Raw genomic sequence first — 13,962 nt, 5'->3', positions numbered from 1 at the left:
GCCGGTGACGAAGCGTGTCCTGATCGTGGACCCCAACCCGCATGCCGCGCGGCTGCTGACGGATATCGTCAAGGCGTTGGGCGCGCGCGATATCATCGTCGAATCCGATGATGCGCGCGCTCTGAAGGCTGCCGCGGCCTTGGAACCGGGGATCGTGTTCACGGAACGCACCGGTCCGGGTCTGGACGGCGAAAGCCTGTCGCGCCGCATTCGTCGCTCTGACATGGATTGCCGCCGCGCGCCGATCATCATGGTGACGGCGGAGGCCACAGCCACCACCATACTCGGCGCCCGGGACTCCGGCGTGCATGAGTTCCTGCGCAAGCCTTTTACCAGCGGCGACCTGCTGAAACGGGTCGAGAACGTCGCCCTGAAGCCCCGCGACTGGATCGAGGCCGTTGGCTATGTCGGCCCGGACCGGCGACGTTTCAACTCTGGCGAATACACTGGTCCGGCCAAGCGCAAGGGAGATCGCGGCACCACTGGCGCGGCCGCCATCGACGCAGCCAAGGATCAGGCGATGCGAATCCTGGCCTCGGCGCTGAACCAGTTCGATCAGGACCCGATGCAGGCCGTGCGGGCCATCCGCGAACAGGCGGGCGCGTTGAAGGCGGTCGCGATGAAGCTGGCGGACACGCGACTTGTCGTGGCGGTGGGCGCTCTGGAAGTCAGCCTAGCCTCTGGCCCCGGCAGCAAGGAAACCCTGTCCGCGCCGATCGGCGCCCTGCTGGCCATGCATCAGGCCGAGCCCATGAAAAAGGCGGGCTGAACCAGCCCGCCTTCTTTAGTTCTTGATCGCGAATCCGCGGATCAGGCGTTGACGAGATTCCGCTCTTCAGCCGCGGCGCGCATGGCCTTCTGCAGCTTCTCAAAGGCGCGCACCTCGATCTGGCGAACGCGTTCGCGGCTGACGCCATACTCACCGGCGAGTTCCTCCAGCGTGACCGGGTCGTCCTTGAGGCGGCGTTCGGTCAGGATGTGTTTCTCGCGGTCGGTCAGTTCCTGCATGGCTTCCTGCAGCAGGCCCATGCGAAGCGACTTCTCCTCACTCTCCGCCAGCGCCGTCTCTTGCGAGACCGCCGTGTCATCCGCCAGCCAGTCCTGCCACTCGCTTTCGCCGTCCGACCGGATGGGCGCGTTCAGCGAGGAGTCGCCGCCGAGACGACGGTTCATGCTGATGACGTCCTCGTTGGTCACGCCCAGCTTGGTGGCGATGATCTCGACGTGATCGGGGTGCAGGTCGCCTTCCTCGAAGGCCGAAATCTGGCTCTTGGCCTTGCGAAGGTTGAAGAACAGCTTCTTCTGCGCGGCGGTCGTGCCCATCTTCACGAGCGACCAGCTGCGCAGGATGTATTCCTGGATCGAGGCGCGAATCCACCACATGGCATAGGTGGCCAGGCGGAAACCCTTGTCCGGATCAAATTTCTTCACGGCCTGCATCAGGCCGACGTTGCCCTCCGAGATCACTTCGCCGATCGGCAGGCCGTAGCCGCGATACCCCATGGCGATCTTGGCCACGAGACGAAGGTGCGAGGTCACGAGGCGGTGGGCGGCTTCCGGGTCCTGATGCTCGGTCCAGCGCTTGGCCAGCATGAACTCTTCGTCCTTTGCCAGCATCGGAAACTTGCGGATTTCCGTGAGATAGCGCGACAGGCCTTGTTCAGGCGACATCACCGCGAGCGTACTGTTAGCCATTAGTCTGGTCCCTCCGACCATATTCCGAGCGGGTCCAACGGAGACGGCCACCGAATGTGCACCGTCGCCTCACCCCTCAACCGATGAAATAGGGTCGGGTTTCCGCTTTTGTCAGAGGCGGATCGTCACACGAAAGCGTGACCGTTGCCCCGGCGCCACTGCACCGAACGAGGCTCCGTATAGCGCACAGTCAGTCTTTAATCAAGACTGACTTTCAGAGGCCCAAAATCTGCCGATAGGTCGGGTGAACGACGTCGACGTGTTCGGGGTGTTTTTGCAGATAGCTGGAGAAAAACGGGCAGACAGGCAGGATCAGAAGACCGCTCGCGCGCGTCGGCCAACACATGTCTGGCCATTCGGCTGGCGATGCCCCGGCCTTCCAGTTTTTGCGGGACCAGGGTCTCGGTGATCATCAGGTTGGGCGGCGACAGGTTATAGGTCACCACGGCGATCTCGCCTTCGACAGGCAGCTCGTAACGCTTGGCTTCGACGTTATCGTGGATTTCGGGATCGAGCATCTGATGGGCCTCAGAGGGTGGCGAGAAGTGCTTCGAGGGTCCGCATATCGGCGGGCGGCTCGGTTTCGAACCGCAGGGCCTCGCCGGTGACGGGATGGACGAAGCCGAGCACGGCCGCGTGCAACGCCTGCCGGGCCAAGCCGGCTTCGGCGATGGCGGTGCGCACCGGGGCAGCCGGGCTTCCGGATCCATAGACCGCATCTCCGAGGATGGGGGAGCCCTTGGACGCCAGATGGACCCGGATCTGGTGCGTTCGTCCGGTGTGCAGGGTGCAGGCGACGTGCGCAGCCAAAGGCGCGCCGCCGGCCCTCTGAGGCTCACCGAAGGTGCGTCCGACAACATAGTCGGTGATGGCGTTGCGTCCGCCCGACTTCAGCACCGCCATTTTCTTCCGGTCCGACGATGACCGGCCGATCTGGGTCTCGATCCTGCCGCGCGCAGGGCTGGGCGCGCCGCGGGTCAGGGCGATGTAGGTGCGCTCGATGTCGTGGGTGGCGAACAGGGCGGACAGGCCGGCGTGCGCGCGATCCGTCTTGGCGGCGACCATGACGCCCGAGGTGTCCTTGTCCAGCCGGTGGACGATGCCGGGACGGGCCACCCCGCCGATCCCGGACAGGCTATCGCCGCAGTGGGCCAGCAGGGCATTGACCAGGGTGCCGGTCTCGTTGCCCGGCGCCGGGTGGGCGGCCATGCCCGCCGGCTTGTCTATGACGATCAGGTCTGCGTCTTCGTAGAGAACCGTCAGCGGAATGGATTCAGCCCGCGGCGTGGCGGGGGCGACCGGAGGCAGGGCGACACGATACAGCCCCGCCCGCGCCTTGGCTGATCCGCTGGTGACGGGCTCGCCTTCGAACGTGACCACTCCTTCGGCCAGCAGGGCCTGCAACCGGGCCCGCGAAAGGGTCGGAAAGGCTTCGGCCAGCGCCTTGTCGAGGCGCACGCCCGCGAGGTCCACGCGGGCTTCAAGCACCGTCGCCTCATCGTCTTCCGTCAGCGGGGGTTCGTCGGACACACGGCACGTCTAGCATGGGCCGGGCGGCGCCGGTCAAACCGGCTTGGATCAAGCTTCACTATAAAGTAGAATATCATTGGTCCCCGGGAGGATGTCATGCGCACCGCGATTTTCAGCGTCACCTTGATCGTCGCCGGTACCTTGCTGGGCAGTTGCGCCACGATGAGCGAGGAAGAGTGTGTCGTCGGCGACTGGTCCGGAAAGGGGTTCGCGGACGGGGCCGCCGGCTATGCCCAAAGTCGTTTGGGCGAACATGCCGAGGCCTGCTCCAAGCACGGAATCACGCCGGATGACGCCGCCTATCGTCAGGGCTGGGCCCAGGGCGTGATGCGTTACTGCACCCTCCCGAACGGCTTCGTGCAGGGCCGGGCCGGCGCAGCCTACGCCGGCGTTTGCCCCCGCGATCTGGAGGGCGAATTCCTGCCCGCCTATCGGGACGGCCAACTGGTCTATGCGGCAGAGCAAGCCGTCTCGTCCGCGCGTAGCGAAGTCGACCGGCTCGGCGGCAGGCTGGCCGAGTTGGACGACAAGATTGTCGCCAAGCAGCGTGAGGCGCGCGCGGACGGCCTCACCGATGAACAACGCGAGCAGATCCGCAATCGTATCCAGGAAATCCGACGCGAGCGCGAGGACACCGAGCGCGACTGGCGCCGGGCTCAACGCGCGATCGACGATGCGGAGCGTGAGGCGCGCGACGTGCGCTATCACTTCCAGCGCCAGTACGGGGCCTGGTGAGGCTTAGCGGACAGACGCATCCAGCGTCAGGGTCGCCCATTCGCTGGTGAAACGATCGTTTGGTCCGGCCGGCGGGGTCAGCACCGCAGCGCTGAGCAGGATCGGTCCGGTCAAGCCGGCGGGCAGCAGGACACGTCCCAGCCGGTCCGTTGTCAGCTTTTGCCGTCCCTGCATGGCGGTGGTGACGAACACGGCCTGCCCGACACGCGGCTGCCCATTCTCCAGCAACTGCCACGCCTCGTCCGCGGCGACGAATTCCAGTGTCGAACCGAAAGGGCGGGCGGGGGCGAGGCCGTCACAGGTGGCGATACACGCCATCAGTTTCAGGCGCCTTGTTTCGATTTCGCGCATGACGCCATCGCGCGCGACGACGGCGCGAGCGACTGTGACGATGTCCGCCGGTGCGCCGACCTCGTCCATGTAGTGATCGATCTCTTCCGGACCGACCTCGATGTTTCGGGGCAGCAGGTCGACCGCGACCACCACGCCGTTCTGGTGCGGAGGCCGTGTCCCGGGCCAGTCGAGGGAGAGGTGAAGAGCGGATGGGCCGCCCGACAGGGTCGGCGCCAGCAGGGTGTCCGAGGCGCGCGCCTGGACGCGGGCGACACGATCAGGCCGGATCGCAGTCTCCACCAGGGGAAAAGCGCCGGAGCCGAGGATCAGCCGGATAGGCCGTCCGGCGGCCAGAGGCCCTGCCTGTGCGAAGAAGCTCTCGTGGGCGAAGGCCGTGGCAGGTGCGGCGGCGAAGATCAACGCCGCCGCGCCTGCGCACAGCCCCCGCATCACGCGGCCTTCTTTTCCAGCTTCGCTTCCCACTGGCCCAGCGAGGCCAGACCGTTCATCCGGGCGCGATGGTGGAAGGCGGCCTGCGCCTTGGTCACATTCTCTTCCTTGCCGGCCCAGGCGCGCTGCGGCGCGGCCTGCAGGGCGCGACCGTAGGAGAAGGTCATCTTCCACGGGAAGCCGCCGATGCGGTTCATGGCGTCGAGGTGAGCGGTGGCCTGTTCGTCGGTCTGGCCGCCCGAAAGATAGGCGATGCCCGGGACGGCCGACGGCACGGTGGCCTTCAGCGCGGCGATGGTGCGCTCCGCGACTTCCTCGACCGGGGCCTGACGCAGGCTTCCCTTGCCCGAGATGACCATGTTCGGCTTCAGGATGATTCCCTCCAGCGCCACGCGCTGTTCTGCGAGTTCGTTGAAGACGGTCTGCAGAACCTGACGGGTGACTTCATCGCAGCGGGCGATGTCGTGCGACCCGTCCATCAACACTTCCGGCTCGACGATCGGTACGATCTGTTCCTGCTGGCAGATGCGGGCGTAGCGGGCCAGGGCGTGGGCGTTGGTCTTGATCGCGCCCCAGCTGGGGATGCCGTCGGCGATGTCGATGACGCCGCGCCATTTGGCGAAGCGGGCGCCGCGCTCGTAGTGGGCGCGCAGGCGCTTCGACAGACCGTCCAGGCCCTTGGTCGCCGTCTCGCCGGGGAAGCCGGCCATCTTGGACGCACCCTTGTCCACCTTGATGCCGGGGATTGAGCCGGCGGCCGAGATGATGTCGACCAGCGGCGTGCCGTCCCTGGCGTCCTGGTACAGGGTCTCCTCGAACAGGATCACGCCCGAGATGTGCTCGCGCATGGTCTGCTCGGCGCGGAACATCAGCTCGCGATAGTCGCGGCGGTTCTCTTCGGTGTTCTCGACCCCGATGGCGTCGAACCGCTTCTTGATCGTGCCGGTGGATTCGTCAGCCGCGAGAATGCCCTTGCCGGGCGCGACCATCGCATTGGCCACTTGGTTCAGAGCCGCCAGATCCATCGCATTTCCCCTGAGTTGGTGATTTGCGTGCGGCATAGCGCCGAACGCGGACGAAGTCATCACGCCTTGTTACAGCGAGGGCTTCAGCGCCCGGTGAAGACCGGGGTCTGTCGGTTTACGAAGGCGACCACGGCCGCCTTGGCGTCGTCGCTGCTCATCAGGGCGCGGACGTCGTCGTAGATCGTGGACGCGGCGGCTTCGGAATCCCGCTGGGCAAGGCGAGCGGACTTCAAAGTCGCGGCGACGCCCAGCGGCGCTTGCGCTGCGATGCGTTGCGCGATCTCTACAGCGCGCTCCAGCGCCTGTCCCGGTGCGACGATCTCCTGAACCAGACCGAGGTGGCGCGCTTCCTCGACGCCGAACTCATCGCCGGTCAGCAGCCAGCGCATTGCGTTCTGGTATCCCCCGGCTTGCATCATTCGGATGGTGGCGCCGCCGAACGGGAAGATCCCGCGCGACACCTCAATCTGGGCGAAAGTTGCAGTCTGGTCGGCCACGACGATCTCCGAGGCCAGAGCCAGTTCGATCCCCAGCGTCAGGCATTTGCCGTGGACAGCCACCACGATCGGTTTGGGACAGCGCTCGGCGTACAGCCCCCAAGGATCGATGCGGGCGCCGCCGGTGATGCTGTCGCCGGCGGAGACGCGCGGCGCCACATCGGCCAGATCGAGCCCGGCGGTGAACATCGTGCCGTGGGCGTGCAGTACGCCGCACCGGATCTCCGGCGCATCGGCCAGATCGGTATACGCCCGCGCCAGTTCGGCCAGCATGTCGAAGGTGAAGGCGTTGCGCTTCTCAGGCCGGTTCAGGCCGATCAGGCGGACGTGGCCGCGATCCTCAATGGTGATGGTCCCGGCCATGCCGCCCGCTCCCTATCTGGCCTGCAGCGCTTCGACGCCGGGCAGGGGTTTGCCCTCCATCCACTCCAGGAAGGCCCCGCCGGCGGTGGAGACGAAGGTCATGTCGTCGGCGACGCCCGCGTGGTGCAGGGCCGCGACGGTGTCGCCGCCGCCGGCCACGGCCACCAGCTTGCCCGCCTTGGCCAGTGCGGCGGCATGCTTCGCCGCCGTCACCGTGGCGCGATCAAACGGGGGCACCTCGAACACGCCCAGCGGTCCGTTCCAGATCAGGGTCTTCGAGGCGTCCATGGCGGCGATCAGGCGAGCAACGGTCTCGGGACCGGCGTCGAGGATGCGGTCGTCGACCTGCACGGCGTCGAGGCTGCGCACGTCCGGCTCCACCCCGGCCGTCAGGCCCTTGGCGGTGACCACATCGACCGGCAGCAGCAGTTCACAGCCCTTGGCCTTCGCCTCCGTCATGATCTCACGCGCGGTGTCGGCAAGGTCCTTCTCACAGAGTGACGCGCCGATGTCGTGCCCCTGCGCGTGCAGGAAGGTGTTGGCCATGCCGCCGCCGATGGCGAGGCGGTCCAGCTTACCCACGAGGTTCTTCAGCAGGTCCAGCTTGGTCGACACCTTGGAGCCGCCGACGATGCCGAGGACCGGCTTCTGGGGGTTGCCCAGCGCGGCATCCAGCGCGTCCAGCTCACGCCGCATCGACTCGCCCGCATAGGCGGGCAGCAGCCGGGCCAACCCTTCCGTCGAGGCGTGGGCGCGGTGCGCGGCGGAGAAGGCGTCGTTGACGTAGATGTCGCCCAGTTCGGCCAGCTGCGCGGCGAAGGCCGGATCATTGGCTTCCTCGCCCGCGTGGAAGCGCACGTTCTCCAGCAGGATCACGCCGCCCGCGTCCAGGTCGGCGATGGCGGCCTTGGCGACATCCCCCACGCAGTCGTCGGCGAACCGCACCGGCGCGCCAAGCAAAACCTCCAGCGGCTCGACCACCGGCTTGAGGCTCATGGTCGCGACGCGCTGGCCTTTGGGCCGGTCGAAGTGGGCCAGCAGCGCCACCTTGGCCCCCGCGTCCCGCAGCTTCTGGATCGTCGGCAGGGCGACGCGCAGACGCGTGTCCTCGGTCACCTTCCCGGCCTCCATCGGCACATTGAAGTCCACGCGAACCAGCGCGGTCTTGCCGGCGAGGGAGGGAGCGTCGTCGAGGGTGCGGAAGGTCATTGTGATCTCACTATCGTGCGGCGCGTCTCTACGCCGGTTCGCCGAGTTTGCCGTTCTCAAGGTGGAAGTGTCGCCACTCCACCCTTTTCGATTTTCGAACCTCTACGCGAGCGGGGCGGAAGTCCGCTATGGACGCGATATCGCTTAGAGGAGCCGTGTCTTCGGGATTCTCAATCAGTTTCGATCCACACCATTTGTCGTCGGCATCGAAGTAGATCGCCGTCGCGATGCGGCCGTCCAACCAGTCCGAAACCAAAAGCCTCGCCGCCGCGCATGCGCGGCTTGAGTCATCTTCATCGTGAGATCCGTCGTCCGGGAGGTGTGTTTCCCAGAAACCGAAAGTCACCGTGAGTTCGTCTTCGTAGGTATCGAGCACAACGGGTTCGACGGGTGAACCTTCATGCGCCTCGATCCGGAGAACCAGATAGCCCGGTTCCCACCATTCCCAACGTCCGGTTCTGGCTTCGGCCCAATCACGAAGCTCGCGGTAAACGGCATCCGACCATTCCGACACCGACTGCTCCGGTGAGGAAACGTAGCTAAGGCCGACGGCGCCGGGGACGGAAGTCAGATCGTCTTTCGCCCCCGGCTGATTCATCAGAGGAATTTCGCCATCACGAGCGCGGTGTCGGCCATCCGCGTCGCGAAGCCCCACTCGTTGTCGTACCAGCTCAGCACGCGCACCAGCTTGCCGTCGACCACCTGGGTCTGGGGCAGGGCGGCGGTCGAGGAGGCGGCGATGTGGTTCAGGTCGCTGGAGACCAGGGCCTCGTCGGTGGTGAACAGAACGCCCTTCATCGGGCCGTCGGCGGCGGCCTGCAGGGCGGCGTTGACCTCCTCCACAGTCACGTCGCGACCGGCCACGACCTTCAGATCGACGACCGAGACGTTCGGGGTCGGCACGCGGATCGACGAGCCGTCCAGCTTGCCCTTCAGTTCCGGCAGCACCAGACCCAGGGCCTTGGCGGCGCCGGTCGAGGTCGGGATCATCGACAGGGCGGCGGCGCGGCCCCGGTACAGATCCTTGTGCATCGTATCCAGCGTCGGCTGGTCGCCGGTGTAGCTGTGGATCGTGGTCATATAGCCGCGCTCGATGCCGAACAGATCGTTCAGCACCTTGGCGACTGGGGCCAGGGCGTTGGTGGTGCACGACCCGTTCGAGACGATGATGTCGTCGGCGGTCAGGGTCTCATGGTTGACCTTGTAGACGATGGTCTTGTCGGCGTTGTCGCCGGGCGCCGAGATCAGCACCCGCTTGGCGCCGGCCTTCAGGTGAGCCTCGGCCTTGTCTTTGGCGGTGAAGATGCCGGTGCACTCGAACGCGATGTCCACGTTCAGGTCCTTGTGCGGCAGGTTCGCCGGATCGCGCTCGGCCGTGACCTTGATCTTGCCCAGACCCACGTCGATCCAGTCTTCTCCCGAAGTGATCGTGCCGGGGAAACGACCGTGGACCGAGTCATACTTCAGCAGGTGGGCGTTGGTGGCGACCGGACCCAGATCGTTGATCGCCACGACCTCGATGTCACGACGACCATGCTCGACGATCGAACGGAGGACGAGGCGGCCGATGCGGCCGAAGCCGTTGATGGCGACGCGAACGGTCATGGGCGAGGCTCCTTTGGAAGCGCGGTGTTCAGGGGTGGCGCTTCAATGATACCCCGCGCCCGGTGATTCAACCCCGGGGGCGTAACAAGACGTGATGAACTGTAACGCTGAAACGGCTCAGCCTGTCTTCAGCGGCACGTGCAGACGGGCGGACAGGCCGCCGCCGGGGCGATTGGCCAGCGTCACTTCGCCGCCGAAGGCCCGCGCCGCCTGACGGGCCACGGTCAGACCCAGACCGGCGCCCCCGGTCTCGCGATTGCGCGACTGCTCGCCGCGCCGGAAGGGTTCGAACACCGGCTCCAGTTCATGTTGCGCCAACCCGGGGCCGTCATCCTCCACCGTGATGACCGCTGCGCCGTCCAGGGCGAAGGCCCTCACCCGCGCCGCGCCGCCGTACTTCACCGCATTGCCGATCAGGTTGCCCAGCGCCCGCCGAAGCGCTGCCGGGTCTGCCATTACGTTCAGATAGGCGCCGCCGTCGAAGGTCACATCGGCCGCGGTCTCCGCGAACCCCGCTGCGCAGTCGGCGGCCAGGGCGTCCAGATCAACCGTCTCGCGGCGCTCCGGCGTCGTGTCGCCGCGCACGAAGGCCATGGCCTGGGCGATCAGGGCGTCCATCTCCTCGATGTCCGCCGCCATCCGGTCGCGCACCGCCTCCGGCGCGGACTCGGCCCGGAAGCGCAGGCGGGTCAGCGGCGTTCGCAGGTCATGGGCGATGGCCGCGACAGTCTGGGTCCGCTGCCGCATGTGATCGCGCAGCGACGCCTGCATGTCATTGAAGGCATGGATCGCTGTCCGGACCTCCCGGGGCCCCGAGGGTTTCAGCGGTTCGGCCTCGGGATCGGCGCCCAGTCGCTCGGCGGCGTCCGCGAACAGACGGATGGGGCGGGTCAGCCGCCGCGCCATCCACCACACCAGCGGCGCCAGCAGCAGCATGGAAATCACCAGACCCAGCAAAACACGCTGTTGCCAGGGCGACAGCAGGCCGTGCGGTGGCTCCACCACGGCCCAGCGCCCGTCATCCTGTTCCACCGAAGCGGTGAAGGGCGCGAAGGTCAGGCGGTCCGCCCGGATGGTGAACTGCTGCACCGTCGAGTTGACCAGGATCTGCCCGGAGCCGCCGTCGGGACGACGCATCGTGAAGCGGGTGGCTTGCCCGGTATCCGGCGAAACACCCGGTGTGGGCGTGGTGCGGACTTTGCCGCCGGTGATGCCTTTCGTCGACGTCGCGCCGTCGGGCCGGACGAAGATGAAGTCGAGTTCTCGGGGGCCCGGGCCCTTGCCGGGGCCGTCGCGGTCCGGCCCCCGTCGCCGGGGCGGACCCCGCTCGACCGAGACGCGCACCTTCGACGCCGGCACATCCAGCCGATCCGCCAGCGAGGCGGCGATCGCGATGGCGATGGGATCGTTCGCGTCACGATCCGTCTGTCGGGCCGGTTCGTTTGTGAAGCGACGACTCAGGGGACGACCGTCCGAGGTTTCCGCCGCTTCGCCCTTCAGCGCGCGGCTCGCGGCGTCGATGCTGAATCCCACCGGTCGGGGGTCGGGCGACAGCACGACCAGCCCGAAGGTCACCGCCTGCGACAGGATCAGGGCCACGGCGGCCAGCGCCGCGACCTGCACGAAGACGGGAAAGGCGGATGGGCGTTTCAAGCCGTGCCTCTCAGACGTTCCACCTTCACGTCGAACATATAGCCCTCGCCGCGCAGGGTCTGGATCATCTCCAGGCCGGAGCCGTCATCCAGCTTCTTGCGCAGGCGGCTGATCTGCACGTCCATCGCGCGATCGAACACCTCGGCGTCGCTTCCGCGGGCGCTCTCCAGCAGTTGATCACGCGTCAGCACCCGGCCCGGCCGCTCGGCGAAGGCGCGCAACAGGGCGAACTCTCCGGCCGACAGGCTCGCCAGCCCGCCGTCCGGGCGGGTCAGTTCCCGACGCAGCAGGTCCAGCCGCCACCCGGCGAAGGACAGGGCCGGGCCGCTTGCGTTGGCGGGTTCCTCGCGCGGACGACGCAACACAGCCCGCACCCGCGCGAGCAGTTCTCGCGGATTGCAGGGCTTGGCCAGATAGTCGTCAGCCCCCAGTTCCAGACCGATGATCCGGTCGGTGTCCTCGCCCATGGCGCTCAGCATCACGATCGGCGTGCCCTTGCCCGAGAGGCGGCGACAGACGGACAGCCCGTCCTCCCCCGGCATCATCAGGTCCAGCACGATCAGGTCCGGCGTCCGGCTCGCGATGGCGCGATCCATCTCGGCCGCAGAGGCGGCGCCGACAGGATCGTATCCGTGCTGGCCCAGATAATCGCACAGCACTTCACGGATGCCGGGGTCATCGTCGACGACGAGAATGCGTGGGGCGTCTGTTTGCATGCGGTCATTCTGACGGACGCGCGCGTCCCCGTCATTTCAGAGCTGAAACATTCCGGCGGAACGCTGAAATATCGCCGCAAGGCGAGGATGTTCCAATAAGGGATCGAAACCCGGAGCTTTGATCCGATGCTGACCCTGATCGCCCTGTCCGCCAACCTCCTGCAGACCCCTCCGCCCCCGCCGGGTCCCTCGGTGGAAGTCCACAGCCGCATCGTATTCGTGGGCGCCGGCTCCGACGGTCCCGGCTCGCTCGACGCCGACGATGACGGTCTGGTCACGCGTGAGGAGTTCGCCGCGCCCGTGAACGACGCCTTCTCAAAGATGGACAGAGACGGCGACGGCCGCCTGTCGCGTGACGAACTGACCGCGAACACCGGGACGGAAGACGCCAGTGTCACCGTCCATACCTTGGGCGGCGACATCGAACGCTTCGAACTGCGCCGTCCGGGATCGCGCGGTGAACGCGCGGCCCGTCCTGAGCGGGACGGCGAGCGCACCATGGTCTTCGTCAGGCCTGACGGCCCCGACTCCGAGCCCCGCGTGATCGTCCGCACCCGCCCCGGCGGTCCCGGCGGCGCGCGGGCCAGCGGGATGGAGTTCCGGACCTCTGAGCGCCATGCCTCCAACGACCTCGACAAGGACGGCGACGGCAAGGTCAGCGAGGCCGAGTTCATCGCCCCGCTGCGCGAAGCCTTCGCCCGGATGGACGCCGATCGTTCCGGCTTCATGGAAGACGGCGAGCGGGGCGGGGAGAACGGCGTCCATGTTTTCGCACACCGCATCGACGGCGCCGCCGAAGAGTAATCCGAACCCTGCGATTTCGTGATTTGGTTGTCACGGGACGGGCGCCCTAACGTAACGGAATGGTCTCCCGGCATTCTGTCGCCCGACTGGTCGCAGCCGCCGCCATGAGCCTCTCGCTCGTCGCGGGGCCCGTGTTCGCCTCGGCCTCGACGTCCGGTCACGAGCCCGCAGCCCGGTCTGTGGCGCCGTCCGTATCGACGGGTGTCGCGCGCGAGCGAATGAACCGCGAGGTGTTCGATCAGGTCTGGGGGGAAGTTCGCACGGAATACTACGACCCGGGCCTGCACGGCGTGGACTGGAACGCGGCCCGTCGCAGCTTCCGCCCACGCGCGCTGGCGGCTCACGACGACCGCACGCTTTATGCCGTCCTGGAAGAGATGCTGGGCCTGCTGGATGACGACCATGCCGGCGCGGCGCCACCCGCTGTCGTACGGCGTCAGGATGCGCAGTTCGCCCGCCGCGCCGCCATAGGCGTAACCCTGCGTCCCGACCCGGCTCATCCTGGCGACTATCGGATCGAGTCTGTTCGCGCCGATTCTCCGGCGGACCGCGCCGGCGTTCTGGACGGCTGGCGGCTGCAGACCGGCGACGGCCGCTGGAGCCCGGATCAGGACGTGGTCGAAGGCCGCACCCTGAACCTCACCTTTATCGATGAAGAAGGGCAGACGCACCCGCTCGACCTGACCCCGGTCGTGATGGACGCCCGGCCGCCGTTCGTCGCCGACCGGACCCGGCCCGGCGTCGTGGTCTTGCGCGTGGAGGGGTTCGAGCCGGGGCTGGGCCGCTGGATGGGAACCCAGCTCTCCGACGTCGCTCCGGAAACGGACGTCATCATCGACCTGCGCGGCAATCCCGGTGGGCGTCTGGCCGAGGCGGATGCGGTGCTCAGCTGCTTCCTGCCGCGTGATCAGGCCTGGGCGACCCGGACGCCCCGTTCCGGCCAGCCGGTGACGCTCAGCACAGCCGGTGGCTGCGGCGATCTGAGCGAGCCCATCACCAATCCGGTCGCCGTTCTGGTCGATAGCGACAGCCGCAGCGCCGCCGAACTGACCCCGGCTGCCCTGCAGGAGGCTCGCCGCGCGGTCGTCGTCGGTGAGCGCACTGCCGGGGCGGTTTTGATCTCGCAGGAAAGCCGGCTGCCCGACGGCGGGCGTCTGACGCTCAGCCGGTCCGACTTCGTCACCTCCGGCGGTATCCGGCTGGAGAAGCGCGGCGTGACGCCGGACAGGAATGCCGCCGTCACCCGCGAGGATCGCCGCGAAGGTCGCGACCCGGCGCTGGACGCCGCCATTGCGGCCCTGTCCGGCGAGACCGCCTTGGCGGGCGCATCGCCTCCGCTCTAACGTA

General features: G+C 67.3%; 15 protein-coding genes. 4 read left to right on the top strand and 11 right to left on the bottom strand.

All coding sequences use genetic code 11. The features are described 5' to 3' along the window. The first annotated feature begins 4 nt into the window (after positions 1-4). Positions 5-769, top strand: coding sequence for a response regulator (locus tag ACW174_RS01965; protein WP_492016014.1), 765 nt, complete (start codon positions 5-7; stop codon positions 767-769). A 41-nt stretch (positions 770-810) separates the two neighbouring features. Here the strand turns inward: ACW174_RS01965 and rpoH are convergent, their stop codons facing one another. The 3 genes from rpoH to ACW174_RS01950 form a co-directional block, all read right to left on the bottom strand. After that, the gene (gene rpoH / locus ACW174_RS01960) at positions 811-1,695 is read right to left on the bottom strand and encodes an RNA polymerase sigma factor RpoH (protein WP_492016013.1); all 885 of its coding nucleotides are present in this window, start codon (positions 1,693-1,695) and stop codon (positions 811-813) included. A gap of 197 nt (positions 1,696-1,892) precedes the next feature. Beyond that, positions 1,893-2,213 carry a GNAT family N-acetyltransferase gene (locus tag ACW174_RS01955; RefSeq protein WP_492016012.1) on the bottom strand — a complete coding sequence of 107 codons (321 nt, stop codon included), beginning with the start codon at positions 2,211-2,213 and terminating at the stop codon, positions 1,893-1,895. Between the two features lie 10 nt (positions 2,214-2,223). Further along, positions 2,224-3,225, bottom strand: coding sequence for an RluA family pseudouridine synthase (locus ACW174_RS01950; RefSeq protein ID WP_492016011.1), 1,002 nt, complete (start codon positions 3,223-3,225; stop codon positions 2,224-2,226). Positions 3,226-3,321: 96 nt separating this feature from the next. On the opposite strand from ACW174_RS01950, the gene ACW174_RS01945 reads away from it, so the two are divergent. Further along, entirely contained in the window at positions 3,322-3,960 is a 639-nt protein-coding gene (locus tag ACW174_RS01945) for a DUF2799 domain-containing protein (protein ID WP_492016010.1), read from the top strand. A 3-nt stretch (positions 3,961-3,963) separates the two neighbouring features. Here ACW174_RS01945 and ACW174_RS01940 read toward each other — a convergent pair whose 3' ends face one another. From ACW174_RS01940 to ACW174_RS01905, 8 genes are all read right to left on the bottom strand, one after another. Beyond that, the gene (locus ACW174_RS01940) at positions 3,964-4,743 is read right to left on the bottom strand and encodes a hypothetical protein (protein ID WP_492016009.1); all 780 of its coding nucleotides are present in this window, start codon (positions 4,741-4,743) and stop codon (positions 3,964-3,966) included. Beyond that, the gene (locus ACW174_RS01935) at positions 4,743-5,768 is read right to left on the bottom strand and encodes a class I fructose-bisphosphate aldolase (protein ID WP_492016008.1); all 1,026 of its coding nucleotides are present in this window, start codon (positions 5,766-5,768) and stop codon (positions 4,743-4,745) included. The genes ACW174_RS01940 and ACW174_RS01935 overlap by 1 nt, the downstream gene beginning before the upstream one ends. Positions 5,769-5,851: 83 nt before the next feature. Continuing rightward, complete coding sequence (locus tag ACW174_RS01930; protein ID WP_492016007.1) at positions 5,852-6,628, bottom strand: crotonase/enoyl-CoA hydratase family protein; 777 nt, start codon at positions 6,626-6,628, stop codon at positions 5,852-5,854. Between the two features lie 12 nt (positions 6,629-6,640). Continuing rightward, a complete protein-coding gene (locus ACW174_RS01925; RefSeq protein WP_492016006.1) occupies positions 6,641-7,837 on the bottom strand; it encodes a phosphoglycerate kinase in 1,197 nt (398 codons plus the stop codon). Between the two features lie 28 nt (positions 7,838-7,865). Beyond that, positions 7,866-8,435 carry a hypothetical protein gene (locus ACW174_RS01920; protein ID WP_492016005.1) on the bottom strand — a complete coding sequence of 190 codons (570 nt, stop codon included), beginning with the start codon at positions 8,433-8,435 and terminating at the stop codon, positions 7,866-7,868. Further along, positions 8,435-9,442, bottom strand: a complete 1,008-nt coding sequence (gap, locus tag ACW174_RS01915) for a type I glyceraldehyde-3-phosphate dehydrogenase (protein WP_492016004.1) — start codon at positions 9,440-9,442, stop codon at positions 8,435-8,437. The genes ACW174_RS01920 and gap overlap by 1 nt, the downstream gene beginning before the upstream one ends. Positions 9,443-9,559: 117 nt before the next feature. Continuing rightward, the gene (locus ACW174_RS01910; RefSeq protein ID WP_492016003.1) at positions 9,560-11,095 is read right to left on the bottom strand and encodes an ATP-binding protein; all 1,536 of its coding nucleotides are present in this window, start codon (positions 11,093-11,095) and stop codon (positions 9,560-9,562) included. Further along, a complete protein-coding gene (locus ACW174_RS01905; protein ID WP_492016002.1) occupies positions 11,092-11,811 on the bottom strand; it encodes a response regulator in 720 nt (239 codons plus the stop codon). Before ACW174_RS01905 ends, ACW174_RS01910 begins: the two co-directional genes overlap by 4 nt. A 126-nt stretch (positions 11,812-11,937) precedes the next feature. Here ACW174_RS01905 and ACW174_RS01900 point away from each other — a divergent pair, with 126 nt between their 5' ends. Next, entirely contained in the window at positions 11,938-12,615 is a 678-nt protein-coding gene (locus ACW174_RS01900; RefSeq protein ID WP_492016001.1) for an EF-hand domain-containing protein, read from the top strand. Positions 12,616-12,719: 104 nt separating this feature from the next. Continuing rightward, on the top strand, positions 12,720-13,958 hold the full coding sequence (locus ACW174_RS01895) for a S41 family peptidase (RefSeq protein WP_492016000.1): 1,239 nt from the start codon (positions 12,720-12,722) through the stop codon (positions 13,956-13,958). Positions 13,959-13,962 lie beyond the last annotated feature (4 nt).

Source organism: Brevundimonas sp. AVps31 (genome assembly GCF_058681355.1).
This window is presented reverse-complemented; position numbering and strand designations above follow the sequence as displayed.

Excerpts from the sequence above, each read along its gene's own strand:
- ACW174_RS01900 (WP_492016001.1), top strand. The coding sequence starts at position 11,938 with ATGCTGACCCTGATCGCCCTGTCCGCCAACCTCCTGCAGACCCCTCCG.
- ACW174_RS01945 (WP_492016010.1), top strand. The coding sequence starts at position 3,322 with ATGCGCACCGCGATTTTCAGCGTCACCTTGATCGTCGCCGGTACCTTG.
- ACW174_RS01940 (WP_492016009.1), bottom strand. The coding sequence starts at position 4,743 with ATGCGGGGGCTGTGCGCAGGCGCGGCGGCGTTGATCTTCGCCGCCGCA.
- ACW174_RS01920 (WP_492016005.1), bottom strand. The coding sequence starts at position 8,435 with ATGAATCAGCCGGGGGCGAAAGACGATCTGACTTCCGTCCCCGGCGCC.
- ACW174_RS01935 (WP_492016008.1), bottom strand. The coding sequence starts at position 5,768 with ATGGATCTGGCGGCTCTGAACCAAGTGGCCAATGCGATGGTCGCGCCC.
- ACW174_RS01925 (WP_492016006.1), bottom strand. The coding sequence starts at position 7,837 with ATGACCTTCCGCACCCTCGACGACGCTCCCTCCCTCGCCGGCAAGACC.
- gap (WP_492016004.1), bottom strand. The coding sequence starts at position 9,442 with ATGACCGTTCGCGTCGCCATCAACGGCTTCGGCCGCATCGGCCGCCTC.
- ACW174_RS01930 (WP_492016007.1), bottom strand. The coding sequence starts at position 6,628 with ATGGCCGGGACCATCACCATTGAGGATCGCGGCCACGTCCGCCTGATC.
- ACW174_RS01955 (WP_492016012.1), bottom strand. The coding sequence starts at position 2,213 with ATGCTCGATCCCGAAATCCACGATAACGTCGAAGCCAAGCGTTACGAG.
- ACW174_RS01895 (WP_492016000.1), top strand. The coding sequence starts at position 12,720 with ATGAGCCTCTCGCTCGTCGCGGGGCCCGTGTTCGCCTCGGCCTCGACG.
- ACW174_RS01905 (WP_492016002.1), bottom strand. The coding sequence starts at position 11,811 with ATGCAAACAGACGCCCCACGCATTCTCGTCGTCGACGATGACCCCGGC.
- rpoH (WP_492016013.1), bottom strand. The coding sequence starts at position 1,695 with ATGGCTAACAGTACGCTCGCGGTGATGTCGCCTGAACAAGGCCTGTCG.